General features: G+C 45.3%; 24 protein-coding genes and 1 tRNA gene. 10 read left to right on the top strand and 15 right to left on the bottom strand.

Going from position 1 to position 21,384, the window contains the following annotated elements:
- Window positions 1–209: 209 nt before the first annotated feature.
- From DK846_RS11820 to DK846_RS11805, 4 genes are all read right to left on the bottom strand, one after another.
- Window positions 210–812 (bottom strand): DUF5803 family protein, encoded by a 603-nt coding sequence (locus DK846_RS11820; protein ID WP_109969157.1) that lies wholly within the window; start codon window positions 810–812, stop codon window positions 210–212.
- The gene (gene thrC, locus DK846_RS11815) at window positions 767–1,975 is read right to left on the bottom strand and encodes a threonine synthase (protein WP_109969156.1); all 1,209 of its coding nucleotides are present in this window, start codon (window positions 1,973–1,975) and stop codon (window positions 767–769) included. Before thrC ends, DK846_RS11820 begins: the two co-directional genes overlap by 46 nt.
- 93 nt (window positions 1,976–2,068) lie before the next feature.
- Window positions 2,069–2,698: a response regulator gene (locus tag DK846_RS11810; protein WP_109969155.1), complete on the bottom strand. Its 630-nt coding sequence runs from the start codon at window positions 2,696–2,698 to the stop codon at window positions 2,069–2,071.
- On the bottom strand, window positions 2,698–3,057 hold the full coding sequence (locus tag DK846_RS11805) for a roadblock/LC7 domain-containing protein (RefSeq protein ID WP_109969154.1): 360 nt from the start codon (window positions 3,055–3,057) through the stop codon (window positions 2,698–2,700). Before DK846_RS11805 ends, DK846_RS11810 begins: the two co-directional genes overlap by 1 nt.
- A gap of 271 nt (window positions 3,058–3,328) precedes the next feature.
- Between DK846_RS11805 and DK846_RS11800 the strand changes: the two genes are divergently transcribed.
- The 5 genes from DK846_RS11800 (at window position 3,329) to DK846_RS11780 (ending at window position 6,566) form a co-directional block, all read left to right on the top strand.
- A tRNA-Pro gene (locus DK846_RS11800) sits at window positions 3,329–3,401 on the top strand.
- Window positions 3,402–3,423: 22 nt separating this feature from the next.
- Window positions 3,424–4,281 (top strand): damage-control phosphatase ARMT1 family protein, encoded by an 858-nt coding sequence (locus DK846_RS11795; RefSeq protein ID WP_109969153.1) that lies wholly within the window; start codon window positions 3,424–3,426, stop codon window positions 4,279–4,281.
- A gap of 38 nt (window positions 4,282–4,319) precedes the next feature.
- On the top strand, window positions 4,320–4,778 hold the full coding sequence (locus tag DK846_RS11790) for an NfeD family protein (RefSeq protein ID WP_109969152.1): 459 nt from the start codon (window positions 4,320–4,322) through the stop codon (window positions 4,776–4,778).
- Window positions 4,778–5,869 carry an SPFH domain-containing protein gene (locus DK846_RS11785; protein WP_109969151.1) on the top strand — a complete coding sequence of 364 codons (1,092 nt, stop codon included), beginning with the start codon at window positions 4,778–4,780 and terminating at the stop codon, window positions 5,867–5,869. The genes DK846_RS11790 and DK846_RS11785 overlap by 1 nt, the downstream gene beginning before the upstream one ends.
- A 67-nt stretch (window positions 5,870–5,936) precedes the next feature.
- A complete protein-coding gene (locus DK846_RS11780) occupies window positions 5,937–6,566 on the top strand; it encodes a response regulator (RefSeq protein WP_109969150.1) in 630 nt (209 codons plus the stop codon).
- A gap of 14 nt (window positions 6,567–6,580) precedes the next feature.
- On the opposite strand, the gene pap is transcribed toward DK846_RS11780, so the two are convergent.
- Window positions 6,581–8,086, bottom strand: coding sequence for a polyphosphate:AMP phosphotransferase (pap, locus tag DK846_RS11775; protein ID WP_109969149.1), 1,506 nt, complete (start codon window positions 8,084–8,086; stop codon window positions 6,581–6,583).
- A gap of 104 nt (window positions 8,087–8,190) precedes the next feature.
- Here pap and DK846_RS11770 point away from each other — a divergent pair, with 104 nt between their 5' ends.
- From DK846_RS11770 to DK846_RS11760, 4 genes are all read left to right on the top strand, one after another.
- Window positions 8,191–8,907, top strand: coding sequence for a YkgJ family cysteine cluster protein (locus DK846_RS11770; protein WP_109969148.1), 717 nt, complete (start codon window positions 8,191–8,193; stop codon window positions 8,905–8,907).
- Window positions 8,908–9,052: 145 nt separating this feature from the next.
- Entirely contained in the window at window positions 9,053–9,598 is a 546-nt protein-coding gene (locus tag DK846_RS17685) for a tryptophan transporter (protein ID WP_181391750.1), read from the top strand.
- Window positions 9,595–11,028: an ABC transporter ATP-binding protein gene (locus tag DK846_RS11765; protein WP_181391749.1), complete on the top strand. Its 1,434-nt coding sequence runs from the start codon at window positions 9,595–9,597 to the stop codon at window positions 11,026–11,028. Before DK846_RS17685 ends, DK846_RS11765 begins: the two co-directional genes overlap by 4 nt.
- Window positions 11,025–11,810 (top strand): energy-coupling factor transporter transmembrane component T family protein, encoded by a 786-nt coding sequence (locus DK846_RS11760; protein ID WP_109969147.1) that lies wholly within the window; start codon window positions 11,025–11,027, stop codon window positions 11,808–11,810. Before DK846_RS11765 ends, DK846_RS11760 begins: the two co-directional genes overlap by 4 nt.
- A gap of 192 nt (window positions 11,811–12,002) precedes the next feature.
- Here DK846_RS11760 and DK846_RS11755 read toward each other — a convergent pair whose 3' ends face one another.
- The 10 genes from DK846_RS11755 to DK846_RS11710 all read right to left on the bottom strand — a co-directional run bounded on the left by DK846_RS11755 (window position 12,003) and on the right by DK846_RS11710 (window position 20,067).
- The gene (locus tag DK846_RS11755; RefSeq protein ID WP_109969146.1) at window positions 12,003–12,728 is read right to left on the bottom strand and encodes a tetratricopeptide repeat protein; all 726 of its coding nucleotides are present in this window, start codon (window positions 12,726–12,728) and stop codon (window positions 12,003–12,005) included.
- Between the two features lie 96 nt (window positions 12,729–12,824).
- A complete protein-coding gene (locus DK846_RS11750; protein WP_109969145.1) occupies window positions 12,825–13,586 on the bottom strand; it encodes a tetratricopeptide repeat protein in 762 nt (253 codons plus the stop codon).
- 76 nt (window positions 13,587–13,662) lie between these two features.
- Window positions 13,663–14,112 (bottom strand): nucleoside-diphosphate kinase, encoded by a 450-nt coding sequence (ndk, locus tag DK846_RS11745; RefSeq protein WP_109969144.1) that lies wholly within the window; start codon window positions 14,110–14,112, stop codon window positions 13,663–13,665.
- Between the two features lie 3 nt (window positions 14,113–14,115).
- On the bottom strand, window positions 14,116–14,304 hold the full coding sequence (locus DK846_RS11740) for a 50S ribosomal protein L24e (RefSeq protein ID WP_394339597.1): 189 nt from the start codon (window positions 14,302–14,304) through the stop codon (window positions 14,116–14,118).
- A gap of 8 nt (window positions 14,305–14,312) precedes the next feature.
- Window positions 14,313–14,519, bottom strand: coding sequence for a 30S ribosomal protein S28e (locus DK846_RS11735; protein WP_109969143.1), 207 nt, complete (start codon window positions 14,517–14,519; stop codon window positions 14,313–14,315).
- Between the two features lie 5 nt (window positions 14,520–14,524).
- Window positions 14,525–14,893: a 50S ribosomal protein L7Ae gene (gene rpl7ae, locus DK846_RS11730; protein ID WP_109969142.1), complete on the bottom strand. Its 369-nt coding sequence runs from the start codon at window positions 14,891–14,893 to the stop codon at window positions 14,525–14,527.
- Between the two features lie 145 nt (window positions 14,894–15,038).
- The gene (locus tag DK846_RS11725) at window positions 15,039–17,162 is read right to left on the bottom strand and encodes a DUF2298 domain-containing protein (RefSeq protein WP_109969141.1); all 2,124 of its coding nucleotides are present in this window, start codon (window positions 17,160–17,162) and stop codon (window positions 15,039–15,041) included.
- Entirely contained in the window at window positions 17,159–18,130 is a 972-nt protein-coding gene (locus DK846_RS11720) for a lysylphosphatidylglycerol synthase transmembrane domain-containing protein (RefSeq protein WP_109969140.1), read from the bottom strand. The genes DK846_RS11725 and DK846_RS11720 overlap by 4 nt, the downstream gene beginning before the upstream one ends.
- A complete protein-coding gene (locus DK846_RS11715; protein WP_342769664.1) occupies window positions 18,120–18,839 on the bottom strand; it encodes a dolichyl-phosphate beta-glucosyltransferase in 720 nt (239 codons plus the stop codon). Before DK846_RS11715 ends, DK846_RS11720 begins: the two co-directional genes overlap by 11 nt.
- Entirely contained in the window at window positions 18,832–20,067 is a 1,236-nt protein-coding gene (locus DK846_RS11710; RefSeq protein ID WP_109969139.1) for an NAD(P)/FAD-dependent oxidoreductase, read from the bottom strand. Before DK846_RS11710 ends, DK846_RS11715 begins: the two co-directional genes overlap by 8 nt.
- A 130-nt stretch (window positions 20,068–20,197) precedes the next feature.
- Here DK846_RS11710 and DK846_RS11705 point away from each other — a divergent pair, with 130 nt between their 5' ends.
- A complete protein-coding gene (locus DK846_RS11705; protein ID WP_109969138.1) occupies window positions 20,198–21,379 on the top strand; it encodes a tubulin/FtsZ family protein in 1,182 nt (393 codons plus the stop codon).
- Window positions 21,380–21,384 lie beyond the last annotated feature (5 nt).

Raw genomic sequence — 21,384 nt, 5'->3', positions numbered from 1 at the left:
TTCATATTTAGTCTAAATTGGCGATTTTACGAGAATTTTACCAGGAAAGAAAAAACCCGAATTCTGCCTTTTTTTCAGAATGGTCACCTGCACAACATATCAGAAGAAGATCAAGAGTCTATCTGATGTTGATGCACCAGAGGTGCCGCACATACCATCAACGACTCAAGACGTTATTGCGGCACCACACAAGAATAGAACTCAGGGGGTTATCCCTGACGTCCTCTTGAAAACAGAAACGGAAGAAGAAGCATAACCGCGATGATAAGCCAGAACTGAGTAAATATTCCGAGTAGATTCTCCTGGTTGGCATCATAAAATCTGATATCAAAATACCTGGTTTTATCCCAGGTAACAACAGTCTGATTCATACTTTTATTCACTCGTGACCCACCCGGCTGAATGGATGTCAGGAGCGGATTGTCCACCTTGTAATGTTCAGGGAGGATAATAGAGACAGAACCTGGCTCCGGCAACTGACTCTGGAATGTATTTCCTGATATTGCACCATCAAAGGTGATCGAATAATTTCCTGATGCAAATCGGATACCACCCCTTTCCTCTGTATATGTTTTATTCACACCATTCTCAAGGAGGGTGATATTGGTTACCTTAAGTGGAACCTGCTCACCAAGCGCTCCGCTCTGCATGAATTCATATCTATCCGTGGCATTTACGGCGGCCACTGCATGGTATCCTGTCCCGTCATCAGCGATCTGGTATGTTACATTCAGAGCTGTCACTGGAATTGCAAGAATAACCAGAATCAGAGCTGTAATGCAGCCAGTAATGACTCTAGTGTTGCTTCGCATTCGATTGGAGGGGCACACTGTTTAATCACCGTTTCTGGGTCTTTGAGGAGATGACCGGTAACCACACAAACTACCTGCTCATCTCGATCAATAACCCCGGACTCTACGAGTTTCTTGACACCTGCTACCGAGGCAGCAGATGCAGGCTCAACACCAATTCCTTCCTTGCGGGCAAGGTCACATTGCATGGAAAGGATCTCTTCATCCGTAACTGAGGCAGCAGTCCCGCCACTTCCCCTGATGGCTGTGAGGACTTTCTCTGCATTCACAGGAGCTCCAATCCTGATAGCAGTTGCAACCGTCTCAGGGTTTTCATCAGGTATTACTTCAGCAAGTCCTTCATTAATGGCCCGGACGACTGGCTGGGAGCCGGCTGCCTGAATACCGGTCATCATCGGCATCTTATCAACAAAACCTAAAGCCTTCAGCTCCAGAATCCCTTTATAGACCGCAGAGATATTTCCGGCATTGCCTACTGGCAGTACCATCCGGTCAGGTACCTTCCCATCCAGCTGATCAATCACCTCAAACCCAATTGTCTTCTGGCCTTCAAGGCGGTACGGATTAATTGAATTGAGCAGGTAGATCCCCTTGCTTTCACAGAGGTCACGAACCATCTCGAGTGCCCGGTCAAAGTTCCCGTTAATTGAGATAACCCGCGCCCCATGCATCAGGGCCTGAGCCACCTTTCCTAGGGCAACTTTCCCGGCTGGTAATAGCACAATGGTAGGAATACCTGCTTTTGCTCCGTAAACTGCAAGAGAGGCTGATGTGTTACCAGTACTTGCACAGGCAACCGAACTCATCCCAAGTTGAAGAGCCATGGAGACACCAACTGTCATGCCCCTGTCTTTAAAAGAGCCTGACGGGTTCATTCCTTCATGTTTGGCATAAAGTTCCTTCATCCCAAGCTCTTCACCGATACGTTTCAGATGATACAGGGGAGTTCCCCCTTCACAAAGAGAAACCGGTTCGCGTTTTACAGGCAGGAGTTCACGGTACCGCCACACGGATAGGGGACGGGAGAGCCAATCTCTACGTGTGATATTGATAGATGCGAGATCATACCTGACTTCAAGAAGATGACCACATTTCCTGCAGGAATAAAGAACTGTGTCAGCCGGATATGTTTCTCCGCATTTGACACATACGAGATCAAACATGGTTCATGAGGTTAGTGCTTGATCTACTTCATATTGTAGGGAGAAAACTCCCTGACCACATGATGAGCTCTGACTGAGATGTAGAAAAAAGAGTCAGGCAGGTTTACCAGAGAACTCTTCCCTGATTTCAGAGACACGTATCTCCTGAAACTTCAGATTTGTCTCCATACTCCTGATAGCGATGTTGATATCATCTGATAATTTCATTGAAGGATCAGAAAGATCATATGTAGCAGATAGAAGTTTGAGGAGTCGCTTGGTTATCTCAACACTTTTAACCAGGCGGCCATATTCATTGATAAGCAACTCATCAAACCCGCCCTCCTTTGCTTTCTTCATGTCATCCTGAATCCGCTGCCTCCTTTTGATGACACCTTCAATCGCAGAATAAAGTTCAGAATGGGTGACCGGTTTAAGGATGTAATCCTCGATATACATCCCATACTCCTGCGCCTCCTGGGGTGTAAGTTGCTTGGCCGTGAGCATCATGACAGGAATATCTTTGGTTGCTAAATTCTGCTTGACAGCAACGAGTGTCTCCCACCCGTCCATCGGCTCCATCATGATATCAAGAAGAATGAGATCAGGTGTGACGCTCTTGAGAAGTTCAATTCCTTCAGGCCCACTGTTTGCAGAATAAACAGTATAACCTCCTCGTTCAAGCATTGTCACAAAGATATCCACGATGAATGGACTATCATCGATTACCATTATGGTGGCCATCAGAAACTCCCCCCAACTTCCTCTGCTATATCTCGCAGGGATGTAGTGACTGCCTCCATGTCTGCAGAGGGATCTATCAAAGTAGTGAGGAGGATTTTATCGCCCGCTCCCATGATGATCAGTACACCATCAGACGTCTGAATTGTCACCATCTCCGGTGACTGGATCTTGATGATAACTGCCGCAGACTCCGCCGAGGCGAGAAGAGTTGCACACATCGCTGCAAACCACGCCTCATTAAAATCTCCCGCGGCATGCTTCCCAAGCATTATCCCGTCCCGTGAAACGAGAGCACAGAGCCGTACCCCACCTACCTTTGTGATATCCTCAATGATACCGGCTATCTTCTCCTTGAGCATGTCTGGGACCCGTATTATGCAGTAACTACGGTATAATCTCCGACGTAGATATATAATATTTTGTCCTTTTTTTTCTCATCAGGAGGTACTGCTTGATTTATAGTTCAGATTCTGAATGACCATCCTCATAAATAATCTGTTTATATGAACCTGTTACGTAGTGAACTGAATACAGAAAGATTATCATTACTACCTTCAGAAACGCATATCAGTCAGGATAGAATAAAACGGGTAAGTACATATGTCAGATGTGAGAAAATAGTATGGACTCGGGGCCATAGGGTAGCCTGGCATCCTAGGAGACTGGGGGTCTTCTGACTCGAGTTCGAATCTCGATGGCCCCATACCCTTTTTTAAGGTGTTTTTATGCATCATGATGATCGCTGTTTTGACTGTCTGTTATCACGTGTACGACTTGAAACAGAACTCGTAGGGGTGCAATCTGAAAAGTTTGAACCAATTATAGAGCACGCTACCAAACTACTAACATTTCTTCAGGCTACACCGTACACTCATCCGGTGGTAGCAAGTCTTCTCCATCGATCAGTTTACTTTCAACTTGGGACAACAGATCCCTTTCTTAAGCTCAAAAAGCAGTCAAACAGGGAAGCTGCAAAAGCACTGGCTCTTGTCAGAGAACACCTAACCGATTTCAGAAGTCTGGTTACCGCTGCAGTTATCGGAAATATCTTTGATTATGGTGTAAAGGGACACACCATCAGTGATGACTTTGCCACGTTCTTCAGTAAAGAATTTGCTTCAGGGTTGTATATTGACGATACAGACAAGATCCTCCCGATGACAAAACACGTGGTGTATCTCACAGATAACTGTGGAGAACTCGTATTTGACAAACAACTTATTGAGTTTCTTAAAAACCAGGGATCCTATGTCACCGTTGTGGTGCGAGATGCGCCTATCCTCAATGATGCAACATTGACTGATGCAAATGAGATGGGGCTGGATACAATAGCTGATAATGTTTACACTAACGGGGCAGGAGCTGAGATTGGAATTCGTTTTGATCTGCTTCCTTCTTATGTACAGCATGAACTTGACTCCTGTACTCTCATCATATCAAAAGGAATGGCAAACTATGAGAGCCTCAGAGAAGAGACAGGACTTCCTCCAATTGCATACCTGTTGGCAGCTAAGTGCGAACCAATCGCTGAAGAATTAGGTGTTCCCCGCGGGGCCAAATTGGCAGCACTCAGAATTAGTTAGTCATCATCTTTTTGATCTCATACGTCAGATTACTCCATATGGCCGTTGAGGGATTTTCATATGGGTGGCTTGTAATTCTTGCGGGGACATTTCTTATAGCTCTTGAAGTATTCTCCCCAGGATTTTTCCTGCTTGTTCCCGGAACGGTTCTCATCATCATCGGGATGTTACTTCTGCTTGGGATTGATATCTTCAGTACAAACATAGGTATTCTTGCAGGAGTTGGCATTGCGATAGTGGCAGCCCTTGGAACTGTTTTTGTCTACAGTAGAATGACCCCGCCTGACCAGAAACCCTATACTATAAGCATGGACTCACTGATCGGAAGAGAAGGAGTTCTCACAACAGCGGCTGATGAACAGTCGCTGGATGGAAAAGCAACCATCGAAGGACAGGTCTGGAGTGCAAAATCAAGCAGTGGTACTATTCAGGCAGGGGCAAGGATAAGAGTTATCTCTTCAAAGGGTGTGCATATTGTTGTTGAGGAGGTTTTGTAATGGCATTTATTGAGACTTTTATTACAATTATTCTGATCATTATCATCCTGATCATCTTTGCACGGGGGGTAGTCATTATCCAGCCGTACGAACAGGGTCTCCAGATCAGACTCGGACAATATATTGGAAGAATGAACCAGGGGTTCCGTTGGGTGGTTCCATTCATAACCCAGGTTGTAAAACTGGATCTCAGGACACTGGTCATTGACATCCCATCACAGGAAGTCATAACCAAAGATAATTCACCAACCAATGTGGATGCAATCGTTTACATCAGAGTTATCGATCCGGAAAAGGCCTTTTTCGAGGTTGCTAACTACCGGATGGCAACAGTCGCACTTGCCCAGACCTCACTTCGAGGGATCATCGGTGATATGGAACTTGATGAGGTGCTCTATAACCGCGAGTCCATCAACACCCGGCTCAGGGATATCCTTGATCGTGAGACTGATCAGTGGGGTGTGAAAGTTGAGCGGGTGGAGATCAAAGAAGTAGATCCTGTAGGTGCTGTAAAGCAGGCAATGACCGAACAGACTGCTGCAGAACGAGAACGTCGGGCTGCCATTCTGAGGGCTGATGGAGAGAAAAGATCTGCAATCCTGAAGGCTGAAGGACTTAAAAAGAGTATGATCCTTGAAGCAGAAGGAGAGAGGCAGAGTAAAATCCTCAAGGCTGATGGTGAGAGAATGTCCCAGATCCTTCGATCCCAGGGTGAGGCACAGGGGCTCAGGGTTCTATCACTTGGTGCCCGTGCTCTGGATAAACGGGCTATCACTGTCCTTTCACTTGATGCATTGAAAACAATGTCAGCTGGACAGGCGACCAAGATTATTTTCCCATTCGAAATTTCAAGTCTGATTCGTCAGGGTGCAAAGTTCCTCGGAGCTACTGAAGAACTTGATGAAAGTGAATCCTCTTCAGTAAATCTGGATGACAGCCTTCTTGGCGATATTCCATCCGCAGAGCATATCGCAGAGGTTGTAAAGTCAATAGAGGACGAAACAAAGGCCATAATTAAAGAAGGCCAGGCTTCAGGGATGGAGATCAACGAGAAAGATGTAGTAGTCGAGAAAAAACTGATATTAGAATGACTCACACTACATCATACCATTTGGACCGGATACAGAGGGATAATATCCGGTTATAAGGGAGAGGGTAATGACTACCGGTTTGAAAGTCCTGTACATTGATGATGAGGCGCTGCTAAAGATGGCGTTTGTTGAGACGCTTAAACAGCAGGGGTACGATGCACGGGGAGCGATATCAGGAAAGGAAGCTCTTGAACTAATAGATGCAGAAATTCCAGACATTATTATCCTTGATGTAATGATGAAACCAATGGATGGTTGGGAAACACTGTCGCATATTAAAAATAATGAAGAAACCCGGCACGTTCCTATCATCATGCAGACCGGTAAAAGCCTCACCATAAAGGATGTAATGAAATACGGAGACCAGATAGAAGACTATCTGATTAAACCGGTTCGTCTGCCAGACCTTGTGAAATCAGTAGAAGGTGTCAGGGAACGAAAGGAGATGATCAGCAGAGAGATGGATCAGGCAACTGCAAAAGGAGGAGATTCTAATCTCATTGTTGAGTATTCAAATGTCCGACACAGGACACTCATTGGAAAGCGTTTAATTACAATATTAGGGCGAATTTATCCAATCAGAACTGATGGCACCATAGAAACGGATTTTGACATGCCAGAGTTACATGATATCATCAACCGATTTGAAGAAGAGCGGAAACGATGCCGGGAACTGCATAAAATCCTGTTGGAATAAAAAGGGAACGTGAATTAGAGTAAACCCTTCTCTCCAATCTTCTTTTCTATTGCTTCGATTACAGTTTTTATTGTCATAATCCGGGCATAATATTTATTATTCGCGGGAATGATTGTCCATGGAGCCTCGGGTGTGCTTGTCCTGCGAATCATGGCATTGACCGCAAGTTCATACTCATCCCACCTTTTTCGATTTCGCCAGTCCTCATCAGTAATCTTATACCGCTTGTACTCACTGTTTTCACGTTCATTAAACCGTTTCAATTGCTCATCCTGATCGATATGAAGCCAGAACTTGACAATTACTACACCATTCCTCGCCAGTTGTTCTTCCATGGCATTGATCTCATGATATGCTCTCTGCCATTCATCCTCGCGACAGAATTTTTCCACGCGTTCCACAAGAACCCTGCCATACCATGAGCGGTCAAAAATCGTGATATGACCTTTACGTGGAAATTTCGGATAAAATCTCCAGAGATAATGATGAAGTTTCTCGTAATCATTAGGTGAACCTATCGGCTCCACAACATACCCTCTCGGATTTAGCGGGTTAGTAAGCCTTATAATGCAACCACCTTTTCCTGCTGCATCCCAACCCTCGAAAACTATTACCACAGGGATACCCTGGCGATAAGTAATAAACTGAATCCGTTTTAGGTCTTCCTGGTATTGCTCAAGAAGCGGCTTATACTCATCTTTTGTATATGACTTTGATAGATCAACAGTATCCAGGATACTAGTTTCTCCGATGTTTTTCATGACTCCCTGTACTGCAAAAAACTGGGAATTATCAGATGAATCTTCATCACGATTTGCCAGCCAGCCTTCGATCATCGAATTGACGGTCCGGAGGATTTTTACATGGGCGTACTTAAGTTGCTCTGCTTCTACGATTATCCAGGGACTTGTAGGCAGATCAGTTTTCATGAGCATCTTCTCAATGACAGGAAGGAACAGATTATATTGATACATGCCTTCTTTTCGCCTGAGGTATCTCGCCTGGTATGTGAATGGATCATCCTCCAGGTCTGACAACCGTTTCTTCTGTTCCTGCTTGCTGATGTGTAGGAAAAACTTGATGATGAGATTACCATCACCTGTTATCTGTTCTTCAAACCCTATGATATCCGAAATACAGTGCGATGGTATTTCGTCCTCATGCATTCTCTCTACCCTTTCAACAAGCATTGAGGTATACCAACTCCTGTCAAAAATGGCTATCTGCCCATATGGTGGAACTTTTGTCCAGAAACGCCACATCAGAGAGTGATCCCGCTCTATATCATCTGGTTCGTCTGTCGCATACACCCGTACACCACGTGGATCAAATGCATGGAGCAATTTATTGATAACCTGAGAAATACCGGATCCTCGCCATCCTTCAAAAACAATAATTACTGATTTTCCACGCTTTCGAACCTCCCGCTGCAGTTCTCCAGTTCCAATGCTCAGGGGATCAGCAATTGAGGCGTAATCGTCCTTGGGTATCTTTATTGAGAGATCAAATGTCTCAAGCATGTACCTCCTTTCTGCAGTTATTACGGTTATACATTGGGGAACCTGAATCAATAGTTCAAACCTCCGCCAAAGATAAGCCTGTATGCCTCACATCTTATTGAGGAATGACAGATCCTTTCCTGAACAGGGAACTAACACGATTTTCAGAAGAACGTGAACTCCTGCAAAATTTTCCGGTAAAAGACCTTGCTGTAATTATCAGGGAAGTCGGGTTTTCCTGTACAAGATGCGGGAACTGTTGTATGACCGCTCAGAATGGGCATGTATTCTTGCTGGACCAGGATACCCGGAGAGCGATGGAAATCTGCCCCGAGGCAATTATCCCAGCCCCTTTTTTTGAGATCTGCGACAGAAAGGGGAATTTTTATGTTTCAGGATATGCCCTTCGAACAACTATGGAAGGATTGTGTGTTCATCTTATTGATGGAAAATGCAGAATTTACAATGAACGATTCTCCATATGCCGGGTATATCCTTACATGCTCCACCGCGAACCAGATGAAAAAGGGATCCTGACATTCAGACAGATCAGCGGTCTGAACGAACATGGTGAATATAATACTCAAATCAGTGATAATGAGAGCATTACCCTGGCACAAGAAACCAAGGTATACGAAATGGATTGGCTCAGCCAGATGATCGGATTTTACCGGGCGTTGATAGATCTCTTCGCAAAATCAGGCGAACGACATGTAAGGAAGATCTATGATCAAAAAATGAGGGAATTTGCAAAAGGTGAAACGGTGAATGTTTTTGTTTTCTATGAGGGAGAATTCATTCGGCATACTGTATGTTTACAAGATTATGGAGGAATCATCTAGATCAGGAAGTAAGAATCTATATATGGCAAATTGAACAATTAAGTACATAGATGCATTATGTTGTCATATGAATTTACTATCATGAGATAGTGTTCATTGCTCACACATCTAACAAGTTTGACTAAGAAATCATTGAGTGAAAAATATGAAGTCACAGGATATCGCTATTGTTGGAATCCTCCTTGCTGTGGGAGCCATTGCCCGTCTGATTGCAACCGCCCTTGTACCCTCACCCATCGTCCCAAACTTTGTGATCATTTTTTACTGTCTGGCGATCATGCTCATCGCTCCCAGATTTAAAGAGGCACTTGGGATAGGAATTGTCGGAGGAATCATTAGTGCGTTAATCAGTCATTCACTCTTCCCTCCAGCAAACCTAATCAGTGAACCACTCGGAGCCATTGTCTGTCTCGCCGTGTTCCTAGCCACAAAAGAACGTATCAAATTTGCACCAGCACTTTCAACTCTCGTTGCAACGGTTGTAAGTGGTCTGGTATTTGTCGCAATCGTTATGATTCTGGTAATGATTGCTCCGGGAATGTTGTACAAGGCCTTTACTGCAACAAGCCTGTATGCATTCTTCTCGCTGATGATGGTAACAATCGTTCTTCCGACAGCCATTCTCAACACGGTGGTTGCCCAGATTCTTTATATTCCAGCAGCACGCGTCCTTTCCCGGGGCAGGGCATGATTCTAGCAACAAATTTGAGTTACACCTACCCCTTAAGCACAAAACCGGCACTTAAAGATGTCACACTCTCTATAGGCCCTGGAGAATTAATCCTCATCACAGGTCCTACGGCAGCTGGGAAAACAACCCTCTGCCTTGCCCTTGCAGGAATTCTGCAACATGAGTTTGGTGGGACACTAGCTGGTCACCTCTCTTTTCTGGGTCGTCCCATTGCAGATTACGAGGGAATGAGCCAGCTCAACCAGTATATCAGCATGGTTTTTGATGACGCTGATGCCCAGCTTATTTTTACCAGTGTTGAAGAGGAGATTGCATCAGGCCTTGAGACCCGGTTGGCAACAACTACAGAGCGACGGGAAAGAATCAACCATGTGATGGACCTATGCGAGATAGCCCATCTCCGTGAGCGACCACCATATGCTTTATCCGGAGGGCAGAAACAACGTGTCGCGATAGCAGCCGCTTTAGCCATGGACACACAGGTCCTGATTCTTGATGAACCAACATCAGAACTGGATGTCCGGGCCACTGGAAAAATAATCGAGGTTCTAAAAGGACTCAAGGCTGAAGGAAAAACGGTCATTGTTGTAGATCATTCCCTTGAAGGGTACCGAGGGGTGGCAGATCGTGTTATTGAACTTAACCATGGAAAAATCTCCAGACAGGGAACCTTTGATGAGCTCTTCCCCCATACCCAGGGAACACTAACAGCACTGTATGAAGATCCGGATCTTTCCCCATTCCTGCCACCTAAATTAGATCCAATCATCAGGATTGAAAACGTATACCATAAGTACGGTAACATTGCGGCTCTCAACAGTGTTAGCATCTCAATCTTCCCAGGTGAATTCGTCGCTCTACTTGGAGAGAATGGATCAGGAAAGACGACACTTGTCAAGCACCTGAACGGTCTTCTCAGGCCTGACACTGGTATTATTAAGGTACTTGATCTAGATGCAACCGCAGAGCCGGTAATGACTCTGGTTCGTCATACTGGACTAGTGTTTCAGAACCCTGACACCATGCTATTTGCAGATACTGTTGACGAAGAGATCCGGTTTGGATTGAATAACATACAGGCTTCTGATCCCGATGACCGTATAAAGAACGTTCTGACGATGGTGAGGTTAGAGGAACAGGAAAAAACTTACCCTCGCCACCTTTCTCGTGGTGAGAGACAACGGCTTGCAGTATCCTGTATCCTTGCTATGGAGCCAGAGATCATTATCCTTGATGAACCGACAACCGGACTTGACGAGGTTGAGTCAGACAGGATGATGACACTGATGAAGTCACTCCAGAATCAGGGGCACACTATCATTATGGTCACCCACAATATGAGGATTGCAGAAGAGAATGCAGAACGGATTATTGTGATGAAGAACGGGGCTGTTAGTGGTGATTACTCAAACCAGAGGGTAAAGGCATGACAGAGATCCTCCAATACATTCCAGGAAAGGGGATACTCCACAGACTCAATCCAGTAACAAAACTGATCATCGTCGTGTTAATCGTAGGCATGAGTGTGCTTACTCCAAGTGCAATCTTTCTTGCGGGGTTGATTCTGGTCATCGCCATTGGTGCATCTGTGTCAGGGATGTACCGCGAGATCAGCAAACAGATCCCCTTTCTTATTATGCTAGGAGTATTTCTTCTGCTTGTAACCACCCTTACCGTTCAACAAGGAGTGACATACTTTACTCTAATTCCTGCATCAGTTCCATTGATAGGAGGGATGTTACCCATTACAGAAGGTGGGTTCGGACTTGGTCTCCTCTTCACATTCCGATTTATCGTGATGATCCTCTCATTCCATCTCTTCATCGTCACAACAAAACCAAGTGAACTGGTTACAGCACTTCTCGCATTCCATATGCCTGTGGATTACATCCTGATGTTTCTCATAGCACTCAGGTTTATCCCAAGTCTTCAGCTCGAAGCGACCAGAATTCATGAAGCGCAACTTTCCCGTGGATATAATCCGGGAACAGGTGCGATAGGGAAAGTAAAGAGTCTTAGGCCGATTATTATTCCACTTGTCGCAAATTCACTTGCCAAAACACAGGTCCTTGGACTGACCCTTGATTTGAGAGGATACCGAAGCAAAAAGACCCTTCCATTTCATGAACTTGAATTCCACAGGATTGACAGTTTCTCATTGATTTTCATAGGTGTCGTAGTCATCGTTTACTTTATTTATCACTTCGGATAGACCGAAACCTTGGCAAACATAACCCTTTTTTTCACAGGGCCATCACCCATACTATGAAACATGAGAACCAATGGGAACGTGAATAATATCTTGAATTTTTTTGTCAATGTATTGAAGCTTATGAATGATTGTTACCCCATCAGAGTCTGTAAAAAGAGAAAATCCTGATGAATCCGAACAGGTCACCAATCATTAATTCGATTTTATGAGATTTTTCGCTATCGAAAAAGCCTCATTTGCTTCGTTAATTTGTCCGAGAGCCAGATGGATCTCTCCTTTCTTACTCCAGATTTCAGCATTATTAGGCTCGATACCAGTCATTACTTCATAACATTTGAGTACTTCAACAAACCGTCCCAGTTTTGTCAGCGAGTATGCCTTATTCTGCCAGAGATCCAACCGCTTTGGATCAATCTCAATAGCTTTGTCAAACGCCTGAAGGGCAGTATCATAATCCTCAAGCCGATTTAATGCAAACCCACGAAGAAGGTAGGCATTTTCAGCTTTATCAGCGGGGTTTTTGGCTAATTCAATAGCACGATCGGCAGCTTTCACTGCCTGACGATATTCGTTGGTGTCAATATAGGTTGCTGCCTTACCCTGCCATGCCCCACTCTCATTTGGATTGATACTGAGTGCCTGTTCAAAATCATTCATCGCAGCATCGTAACTGCCCATGTGTTCCAGAGCAACCCCACGATAGGTATAGACTTTAGAGTTTCTGGAATCAAGTTGCAATGACTGGTTATATGCATCAACGGCACTTTTGTACATACCTTCATTTGCATACTGATTCCCTTTTTCAAGCCAGTCAGCAGCAGTCCATTGTGTTCCAACACAACCCGAAATGAACACAGAGATACAAAGGATAAGAATACCCAGAGGGATGAAAGTCCGAAATATTTCCTGAGAAGACACCTGATATCACCTGTGACATGCCAGAGGGCACGAGTGAAGAACAGATTTGATAAGAACGGGGAAATGTCTTCCTCTACATTACCCAAAAAAAGATTTTCAGGATGAAAATTGAAGAGGAGTTTTTGGGATCTTCTTACTGATATCCTTCTCCTGTTCTTTATAGAGAAGGTTTGCTTTATCAATCGCCACATTAGCCTCTGCTTCTTTTCCCATGGCCTTAAGAACAGACGCTTTATTGATCCAATTTTCGGCATTCTGTGGATTGACAACGATCGCCTGTTCATAGGAATACAGCGCAGGTTCAAATTGCTTCTTCATGTTATATGCAAATCCACGGGCACTCCAGACCTTCTCATTATTCTTGTCGATAAGCAAAGCCTTGTCAAAGTGTTGAATCGCCATGTCATACTGACCGCGACTGGAGAGAGCCATCCCGCGATAATACCAGTATTCAGTGTTTGCAGGTTCTATCTCAATTGCTTTAAAGAATGATCGAACTGCTTCATCATAATCACCCATCATATAACTGGTTCGACCTTTCCAGAACCAGGCCAGTGAATAGTTTCCATTCTGCCGTATGGCATCAGTAAAAGCGTCGATGGCATCTTTATACCGCACCATCTCATATAGCGACAGTCCTTTGAGATAGTAGAGTTCACTGTCATTGGGAGTGATTGCTATTGCCCGATCATATGCAGATATTGCATCAGGGTATTTGCCATTCTGAAAATCCTTCTGTCCTTTCTCTTTCCACTCACCAGTACTCATACATCCGGTAAGCAGAACCAGCAAAAGCAGGATCAGCCAGACCAAAGCAGCAGCATGGAAGATTCGAAGTGATAAACAGGAAGGGATCATAGATACCAGGTACTCTCACTCATTTAGATCTGCGGCGCATATGAGCATGACTCAGAAAGCCTGACAAAAAAGGTAGTTATTCGTAAAGATACTGCTCGTCTATACGAGTGTAGGATGCAAGTTCTTCAGGTTTAAAATGAATTCCAATCTCACGGGCTGCAGTCTCTACTGAGTCTGATCCATGGATGACATTCATCCCAATCTCAAGAGCCAGATCTCCACGAATTGTACCGGGAGCAGCCCCGGCCGGGTTCGTGGCACCGATCATGTCTCTGCTGATCTTTACAATATTCTTCCCTGCAAACACCATCAGGAAACATGGTCCGCTCGTGATGTAAGCTTTCAGACCTGGGAAGAATGGTTTCTGCACATGCTCTGCATAGTGCTCCATTACACGGGCATCAGGAAGCCGTTCGAACTTTGCTGCCACGAGTTTAAATCCGCGACGTTCAAAACGGGAGATGATCTCACCGACGAGGCCACGTTGTACCCCGTCTGGTTTGACCATCAGGAAGGTCTGTTCCATTGATTACTCCTTACCCAATGCCTTGCGGCCGGCTGCAGTCCAGGTAACCCGACGTGGAATACGTCCGAGTTTGTAATTCTTCTGGCACTTTGTGCTGCAGAAGTAGAAGATAGATCCATCCTTACGGACAAACATCTTTCCGGTTCCTGGCTCCATACCCTCACCACAAAACGAACAAACGTGTGATTGCATCACCGCTTTCACCTCCGGGAGAGCTTCTTTGCCTCACGCTCTGTCTCAAGGAGCATAAGAACATCCCCTTCTCGGATGGGGCCAACCGTGTTCCTGGTAATAATTCGTCCCTTGTTTGGACCATCGAGTATCCGGCACTTGACCTGCATGGCTTCGCCATGCATACCCGTAGAGCCGATCACCTCGATCACTTCGGCGGGCGTTGCGTCAGACATGAGACTCACTCGGCCTTAAGCGCAGCAATCTGTCCTGCAATCTCGTCAACGATCTCCTTCGCCTTGCCGGGTTTAATGACGGCAGCAGCAGCAGATCCAACCTCGAGGCCACATGCAGCCCCGATATCGTTCTGTTTAGTGACGAAGATGTACGGAACCTTCTTCTCTTCGCAGAGTGGGCCAAGGTGCATCACAATTTCAGCAGGCTCAACGTCAGCACCAATAAGGACGAGTTGGGCGATCCCGCGCTCGACTGCCTTGGTTGCCTCGTTGGAGCCCTTCTTGATCTTGCCGGTCTCTCGGGCCGTTTCGACTGCCTCAAGTGCCTTGTTCTGAATCTCGTCAGAAACTTCAAAGGTAACGTAGTTTGCCATATTACACCTCATTCAGGAGAGCTTCGGTCTCTCCGTCATCACTCATCAGTACATGACGAATGTGCCATACAAGTATGGGATCAGAGTCAATAAAGGTTTTGAAATCTAGAGATTATGAAAAGCAGAACCGGTCAGAAAAACCGGTTCAGGCAACACGGTATATCGTGACAGTACCCTGATGGAACACCGGTGAAAGACCAGTTTCAGGAAGGGTAACATTATATTTTTCACCTTCTGTAGGTCCAACATACAGGAGGTCAATATGATACATCTTCATAAGATTTACCAACTTTGATGGCTCTTCATAGATTGCCCGAATAGCCGTTACCCTCTGATTATACCAACCAGAGGGTGTATCATTACGCCACATTGATTCATGGAACGGCCATCCGAGAAATGCCGGTATCCCGGTGAACGCAGAAACTCGTGAGTAATACCCATAGTCACCACCTTCAGCCTCCACCAGCGTAAGGTTTCCTTCTTGGCTTCGAAGCCACGTAACTGCTGCAAGATCGTCAGGATGCGATACCGAAAGCCATGCAAGCCCATCCAACGTCGGGGTATGCGGTCCTGCATGAGTTGCTGTTACCATGACAGGCAGGACAAGCAGGAGGAGAAGGATCAATGGGATTGCTCCATCAATAATTCGGGCTGACCAGGATGGTTTACTGACCAAGGGGAGAAGGAGCCTTCCGAGCATACCGGCTGTTGCTGCACTAAAGAGAATCCAGGCAGTAATATAGAGTTTAAAAACTGTATTCATCCGAAAGTACTGGTCCCCCATGTTATCCTTCAGATAGAAGATCTCACAGAATAGAAGGATAACAAGACCTGCCCCGGCCAGGAGATCACAAGCACCCTTATGTCTGACAAGTATTGCACAAAGAAGCACCGCGGGTATTGCTGCAGCAATATAACCGGTGACAAGAAACGGGACAGCAATGATAAGAAGCCAGGGTGACCGTCTGAATATCGGAAGAAGTGAGATGACAAGTATAAGAATGAACCATCCGTTCACGAGTAAAAATTCAGAGAGCGAAGATGGAAGAGGAACTATCCCAATCCCTTCTATACCCTGTGCTTTCAACGTCACATAATAGGGAAGATAACAAAGAACACCAATCAGGGGTACCAGCAGAAGGTATAGAAATGCCCCTCTTCCCTCTGAAAAGTGTCTGATGATCCTTCTCCCAGGTTCAGGTTGTCTGACCTTCTGTATGAGTCCGCTTACAAGTGAAAGGGACCGATCTTGTACAGGATAGATACTGGTTGAATGAAACAGCAGGATAGCCCCGGTAATAAGAACCAGGGGGGCCTGGATAAGAATATCCCATGTATTTGTGGGAGGGATCGAACCTAGTGCAAGACCTGAAGACAGTATCAAAACGAGACGCGATACTGGATGCATCTCCTTCCAACACGTTATTGCAAGAGTGATAAGAAGAATCAGAGTAGTCTGGGGAAAAAAATCCAGAACATGGGCATGTACATCTCCGAAAATGAAAGAAAACAGCGGGTATTCATTTATGGTCCCGTCAATAACCCGAGTACTATCCCAGAGAAGTTTACTCCATTCAGTACCTGCTAAAGCAAGATGAACAAAAGCAGGATTCATTAAAAAAAGGAGCACCACCGGAATGAGACGAAGACGGGGGAGGAGAAGATGACCAATTCCATACATATTGACAGCAGTATAGGCAGCTATCGTCGGCAGTGCCATGGTAAAGAGGACTGTTGAAGGAATGCCCGCTGTAAGACCAAGAGATGCAAGCATCCAATGACCGAGATAATAATAAACAGAGAGATCACCTCCAGCAAACCAAGGGTCAAGAGGAGGGATAACTGGCATTCGCATCATTGAGGAGATGAACCCATGATCCATGAACTTTTCAGCAGAACTTATGTCAGGGCTGTAAATTCGGAGGGATAACATGGCCAGGAAGACAACAATGAAAAGAAGGTAGTACCTCCATTCCGATGTTACAACCGAGTAACATGTGAAAAATCCTCTTAATCCGTTTTTTCTCCCGATCTTCACATATGAATAACCAATTCCAAGAACGAAGGGGAACAGTGCCAGTTGAACAGGAAGATGGAAGAATGCACTCCAGAAACTTATAAGGGTGTAAAGAAGCAGTGAAAGGCTGAAAGCAAGAGGAATGAATATTTTTTTAAAGTGAGGCTGAAGAAAAGGGATGAGTGAGAAGTGAAGAAAAAACAAGAGAACTATCCATGCAAGGATGAGGGTAATATCCCCAGGAGAAATCATACATCTTCCTCTCCACTATCTGACAGGCGACGTTTTATACTTGCCATCATTTCAGGGACTACCCAGTTCCCAAAATAGAAAATTGATGCAACTCCACCGATAACAGTTATTAGGTTTTTAATGAGATGATCAATCACCGCAATTAACGTCGCAGTAGCAGGGGCAACACCCGACAATTCAAAAATTATTGCCAGAGAGGCTTCATACGTCCCAAGACCTCCAGGAGTTACCGGAACAGCTTTTACCAGATTTCCAGCAACAATCGCAAGAAGGACAACTGCCAAAGGGATTTCCTGGTTAAACATCGCTGACACAGATACGCAGATTATCGTATCCATGATCCAGATACCCACCGATGAGAAGAAGAGAATTATCGCAGTGGAAGGAGTAAGAGAGGCTTCTTTTACCTCATTGAGCATAGTCAGGAGGTAGCCGAGGTACTTATTTTCTGATGAAAAGCGCCCCATAAAGAGGAGAACACCAAAGAATAATGCACCAAGAACCAATGGGATTACAATAAGAGAGAGTGCCCATTCAGGGACATTCAGAACAAAGAGGACGGAGATGAGACCCAGAAATGCAACCGTGATGATATCAAAAACACGTTCCACAACAATTGAGGAGAGCCCTTGTGAGACTGTAGCATCATACTCATGCTTAACAAGAATAATCCTGATCAAATCACCCAATCTGGCAGGAACAAGCAGATTAACGGTTTGTGAGAGATAGATACAGGCAGTGGCAAAGACCGTCGGTACTATTACACTAAGCCGGGCAAGAATGACCTTGTAACGCCATCCACGGGAGAACCAGGCAACTACACAGATCAGTACAGCCGGAACAAGATAAACAGGGTGCAGATACTGAAGTGCTGCATTCAAATCACCCCAAACACGCCAAAGCATGACGCCGATGATACCAACAGCCAAGAGGAGGGACAAAATTAGGGCAAATATTTTACGGTACATGAAGTTTCCACCAGAGATTTAGTATTGAGCGACCCATTTTCCAGATATCCTGTGACTTGACTGTAGTTCCCGGTCCTTCCCGCCATATGACCGGGATCTCCTCAATCACATACCCTTTTCGTTGTGCACGAACCAGCACTTCAGTATCCCAAAACCAATGCGTATCTTTAATTTCTGGAAGGAGTGAAAGCAGTTTGTCTTTATTAAAAGCCTTAAACCCGCACTGATGATCTTTCAGCCTGCTTCGAAGAATGAACCTGACAAGCCAGTTATATCCACGACTCTTAACCTCACGACCCAGGCTACGGGTGATATTACTATCTGATAAAAGACGCGAGCCGGTTGCAATATCCGCACCATCGGTGACTGCTCTGATAAGTTGAGGAAGGTATGACATATCAGTTGCGAGATCAACGTCAAAGTAACAGAATATATCACCTTTTGCCTGTAAGGCTGCAGTAGTCAGAGCGGATCCACGACCAAGTCGCTGATCACGGTGTAGGTGAATTATTCTTGAGTCCTTTTCCTGCCATGACGCTGCACATTCAGTGGAACCATCAGTACTTGCATCTTCAGCAATAATAATTTCAAACCCGGAAAAAACGTCATCCATCATCTTGAGGGTAAGAGGAACCGCTTCTTTCAGGGCTGGCAGATCATTATAGACGGGAATAACCACGGAGATGAATGATTGAATTATATTACTCACGGTTTCGAATACCCTCCACGACTCGCCGGGCTGCCTTTACAGAGCCTTCAATACTCCGTTCAGGGTAGTTTTCAGGTGAGAACATCCCTGCAAGGTATAGTCCAGGTACAGCCGGATCGGTAAGATGATCCCTATATCCAGTGAGATACAGAGGACCGGCATCGCGATCAATTGCGATCCTACTCCAGTGTATTTCGCTCGGATCTACAGAAAATTTTGTGCAGAAATCAGATAGCATCTTTTCCTTGAGATTAGGATCAGGATCTCCAGAAAAATATGAAGCTAGATACACGAGATGCTCCCCGTACCACTCAAACGGGGCGAAGTTTGTATGAGAAACAACAGCACCATAAGGGGCTGGATCCGTGATATTCAGCCAGTACGTACCTTTAGTAACATCACGGGAGAGCGCGAGGGTCAGACATGCTGCTCCCTGGTATGGAATTGATGGGATATTAGGCACGCCAAGGCTCTGAAGTATGCGAGGGCTTACAGTTCCAATTACCAGATCAAAAAACTCATCATTGATCTTCCATCCAGGTTGAGTGGATGTAGTGACCTGAATAACGGACTTTGCCGGGACTTCAGTTCGGATTGTACACCCGTTATTACGGGCCGCATCAGAGAGGCAATCGATAAAAACAGAAAACCCACCTTTAATGTAACCTAAACGTTCTCCAGCAACTCCACGATTTGACCTTATAGCCACACGGCTAATGAGCCATGCTGCTGAAACAAGATCTGAATTCTGACCAAACTTCGATTTGAGAAGTGGCTCGAAGAATGAATGATATATCCTTTCTCCAAGGTTGGAAATGATAAAATCATGAGCTGATATGGCATCGAGGGGAGCCATATCAATATGCGAGGCTTGTTTGGTAAAGAGACCTAGCCTTGCTTTTTCAAGGAGGTTCAGGTATGGATAGCGAAGAATCTCAAACGGAGTTGTAAGGGGGTGTATCGCGCCATCAGTAAAGGAACCAGTGGAGCCCGATAACCAGATTATCTCACTTGAAAGTCCTAATTCATCAAGCAAAGTCATCAGAGTTGTATCACCAGAGAAGAAGTGATGATAAAACCGCTCGATGGAATAATTACCGATCCTATAAGAGGAGAGAAGACCACCAAGATCTGATTCCTGCTCAAATATAACGACATCATGGACCTCAGCAAGCGAATACCCGGCGACAAGACCGGCAAGACCTCCGCCTATGATCCCTATCCTCATCTGAAATCTCCGCTCATTCTTCCTTAGTTAATCCCTTCGCGCTTATTGAAGAAGCTTTTTGAGTATACACACGTAAAATGTACGCAATATCAAGGTTCCTAATAATCTCAGGGCAACTGGTGTAACCACAATGAAAGTATTCTTTATAGGATTCGGTCAGGCAGGAGGCAAAATCGTTGACAAGTTCATCGAATTTGACCAAAGAGCATCGGGAGGAAGTTTCCGTGCTATTGCAGTCAATACCGCCCGCACTGATCTCATGGGACTTCAGAACCTCGATTTCGAAGATCGGGTTCTAATTGGTCAGACTACAGTAAAAGGGCATGGAGTAGGAACAGATAACGACACCGGAGCCCAGATAACCTTTGATGAGATCGATATCGTTATGAACGCTATCGATCGCAAAGGGATCGGTGAGACAGAAGCGTTCATTATTGTGGCAGGACTAGGAGGTGGAACCGGATCCGGAGGTGCCCCTGTTCTTGCCCGGCACCTCAAAAAAATCTATACAGAACCGGTCTATGTACTTGCAATTCTTCCTGCCCCTGAAGAAGGAAGGCTATATTCATACAATGCGGCACGAAGCCTTGCCACACTGGTTAAAGAAGCAGATAATGTAATTCTCTTTGACAACAGTGCGTGGAAAAATGAAGGCGAAAGTATTAAAGGAGCTTTTGACAGGCTTAACGAAGAAATTGTCCGTAGGTTTGGCCTTCTCTTCAGGGCTGGTGAAGTTGGATCACTGGGCCATGTAGGAGAAATGGTAGTTGACTCGAGTGAAATAATCAATACACTCAAAGGCGGGGGCATTAGTTCGGTCGGGTATGCCATCAGTGAAGTTGGAGGGCAAACTCCTGAACCTGAAGTAGGACTTCTAGGACGGATGCTACGACGGAATCAAGTAGAAGAGCGCCGCCCAGAAGATAAATTGATGGGAGAAGACCGGACTTCGCGTGTTCTTTCTCTTGTCCGAAGGGCAATGCTCGGACGGCTTACTCTCCCCTGCGAGTACTCCACGGCAAGTCGTGCCCTTGTGTTGGTAGCCGGGCCACCAGATGAACTAGATCGAAAGGGGATCGAAAAAGCTAAGAGTTGGGTTGAGGAAAACATTGCAGGTGTTGAAGTGAGAGGTGGAGACTTCCCTGCACAGAGCAGGTTTGTTGCCGCAGTTGTTCTTCTCGCATCAATTGCAGACGCACCACGGGTCACAAATCTTCTCGAGATTGCCAAGGAGACAAAGGCAACCTCAGAACGAATTGATGTTGAGAACAAGATAAAACTCGATGAGAGTATTGAACCATTGTTTGAATGAGATGC

The sequence above is a fragment of the Methanospirillum lacunae genome (genome assembly GCF_003173355.1).
Classification (GTDB): Archaea; Halobacteriota; Methanomicrobia; order Methanomicrobiales; family Methanospirillaceae; genus Methanospirillum; species Methanospirillum lacunae.
This window is presented reverse-complemented; position numbering and strand designations above follow the sequence as displayed.

Bases quoted from the DNA above. Each gene is read 5' to 3' on its own strand.
- rpl7ae (WP_109969142.1), bottom strand. From the start codon at position 14,893: ATGGCAAACTACGTTACCTTTGAAGTTTCTGACGAGATTCAGAACAAG.
- DK846_RS11750 (WP_109969145.1), bottom strand. From the start codon at position 13,586: ATGATCCCTTCCTGTTTATCACTTCGAATCTTCCATGCTGCTGCTTTG.
- DK846_RS11710 (WP_109969139.1), bottom strand. From the start codon at position 20,067: ATGAGGATAGGGATCATAGGCGGAGGTCTTGCCGGTCTTGTCGCCGGG.
- DK846_RS11740 (WP_394339597.1), bottom strand. From the start codon at position 14,304: ATGCAATCACACGTTTGTTCGTTTTGTGGTGAGGGTATGGAGCCAGGA.
- DK846_RS17685 (WP_181391750.1), top strand. From the start codon at position 9,053: ATGAAGTCACAGGATATCGCTATTGTTGGAATCCTCCTTGCTGTGGGA.
- DK846_RS11790 (WP_109969152.1), top strand. From the start codon at position 4,320: ATGGCCGTTGAGGGATTTTCATATGGGTGGCTTGTAATTCTTGCGGGG.
- DK846_RS11760 (WP_109969147.1), top strand. From the start codon at position 11,025: ATGACAGAGATCCTCCAATACATTCCAGGAAAGGGGATACTCCACAGA.
- DK846_RS11805 (WP_109969154.1), bottom strand. From the start codon at position 3,057: ATGCTCAAGGAGAAGATAGCCGGTATCATTGAGGATATCACAAAGGTA.
- DK846_RS11720 (WP_109969140.1), bottom strand. From the start codon at position 18,130: ATGTACCGTAAAATATTTGCCCTAATTTTGTCCCTCCTCTTGGCTGTT.
- DK846_RS11780 (WP_109969150.1), top strand. From the start codon at position 5,937: ATGACTACCGGTTTGAAAGTCCTGTACATTGATGATGAGGCGCTGCTA.
- DK846_RS11820 (WP_109969157.1), bottom strand. From the start codon at position 812: ATGCGAAGCAACACTAGAGTCATTACTGGCTGCATTACAGCTCTGATT.
- DK846_RS11765 (WP_181391749.1), top strand. From the start codon at position 9,595: ATGATTCTAGCAACAAATTTGAGTTACACCTACCCCTTAAGCACAAAA.
- pap (WP_109969149.1), bottom strand. From the start codon at position 8,086: ATGCTTGAGACATTTGATCTCTCAATAAAGATACCCAAGGACGATTAC.
- DK846_RS11735 (WP_109969143.1), bottom strand. From the start codon at position 14,519: ATGTCTGACGCAACGCCCGCCGAAGTGATCGAGGTGATCGGCTCTACG.
- DK846_RS11810 (WP_109969155.1), bottom strand. From the start codon at position 2,698: ATGGCCACCATAATGGTAATCGATGATAGTCCATTCATCGTGGATATC.
- thrC (WP_109969156.1), bottom strand. From the start codon at position 1,975: ATGTTTGATCTCGTATGTGTCAAATGCGGAGAAACATATCCGGCTGAC.
- DK846_RS11725 (WP_109969141.1), bottom strand. From the start codon at position 17,162: ATGATTTCTCCTGGGGATATTACCCTCATCCTTGCATGGATAGTTCTC.
- DK846_RS11785 (WP_109969151.1), top strand. From the start codon at position 4,778: ATGGCATTTATTGAGACTTTTATTACAATTATTCTGATCATTATCATC.
- ndk (WP_109969144.1), bottom strand. From the start codon at position 14,112: ATGGAACAGACCTTCCTGATGGTCAAACCAGACGGGGTACAACGTGGC.
- DK846_RS11770 (WP_109969148.1), top strand. From the start codon at position 8,191: ATGACAGATCCTTTCCTGAACAGGGAACTAACACGATTTTCAGAAGAA.
- DK846_RS11795 (WP_109969153.1), top strand. From the start codon at position 3,424: ATGCATCATGATGATCGCTGTTTTGACTGTCTGTTATCACGTGTACGA.
- DK846_RS11705 (WP_109969138.1), top strand. From the start codon at position 20,198: ATGAAAGTATTCTTTATAGGATTCGGTCAGGCAGGAGGCAAAATCGTT.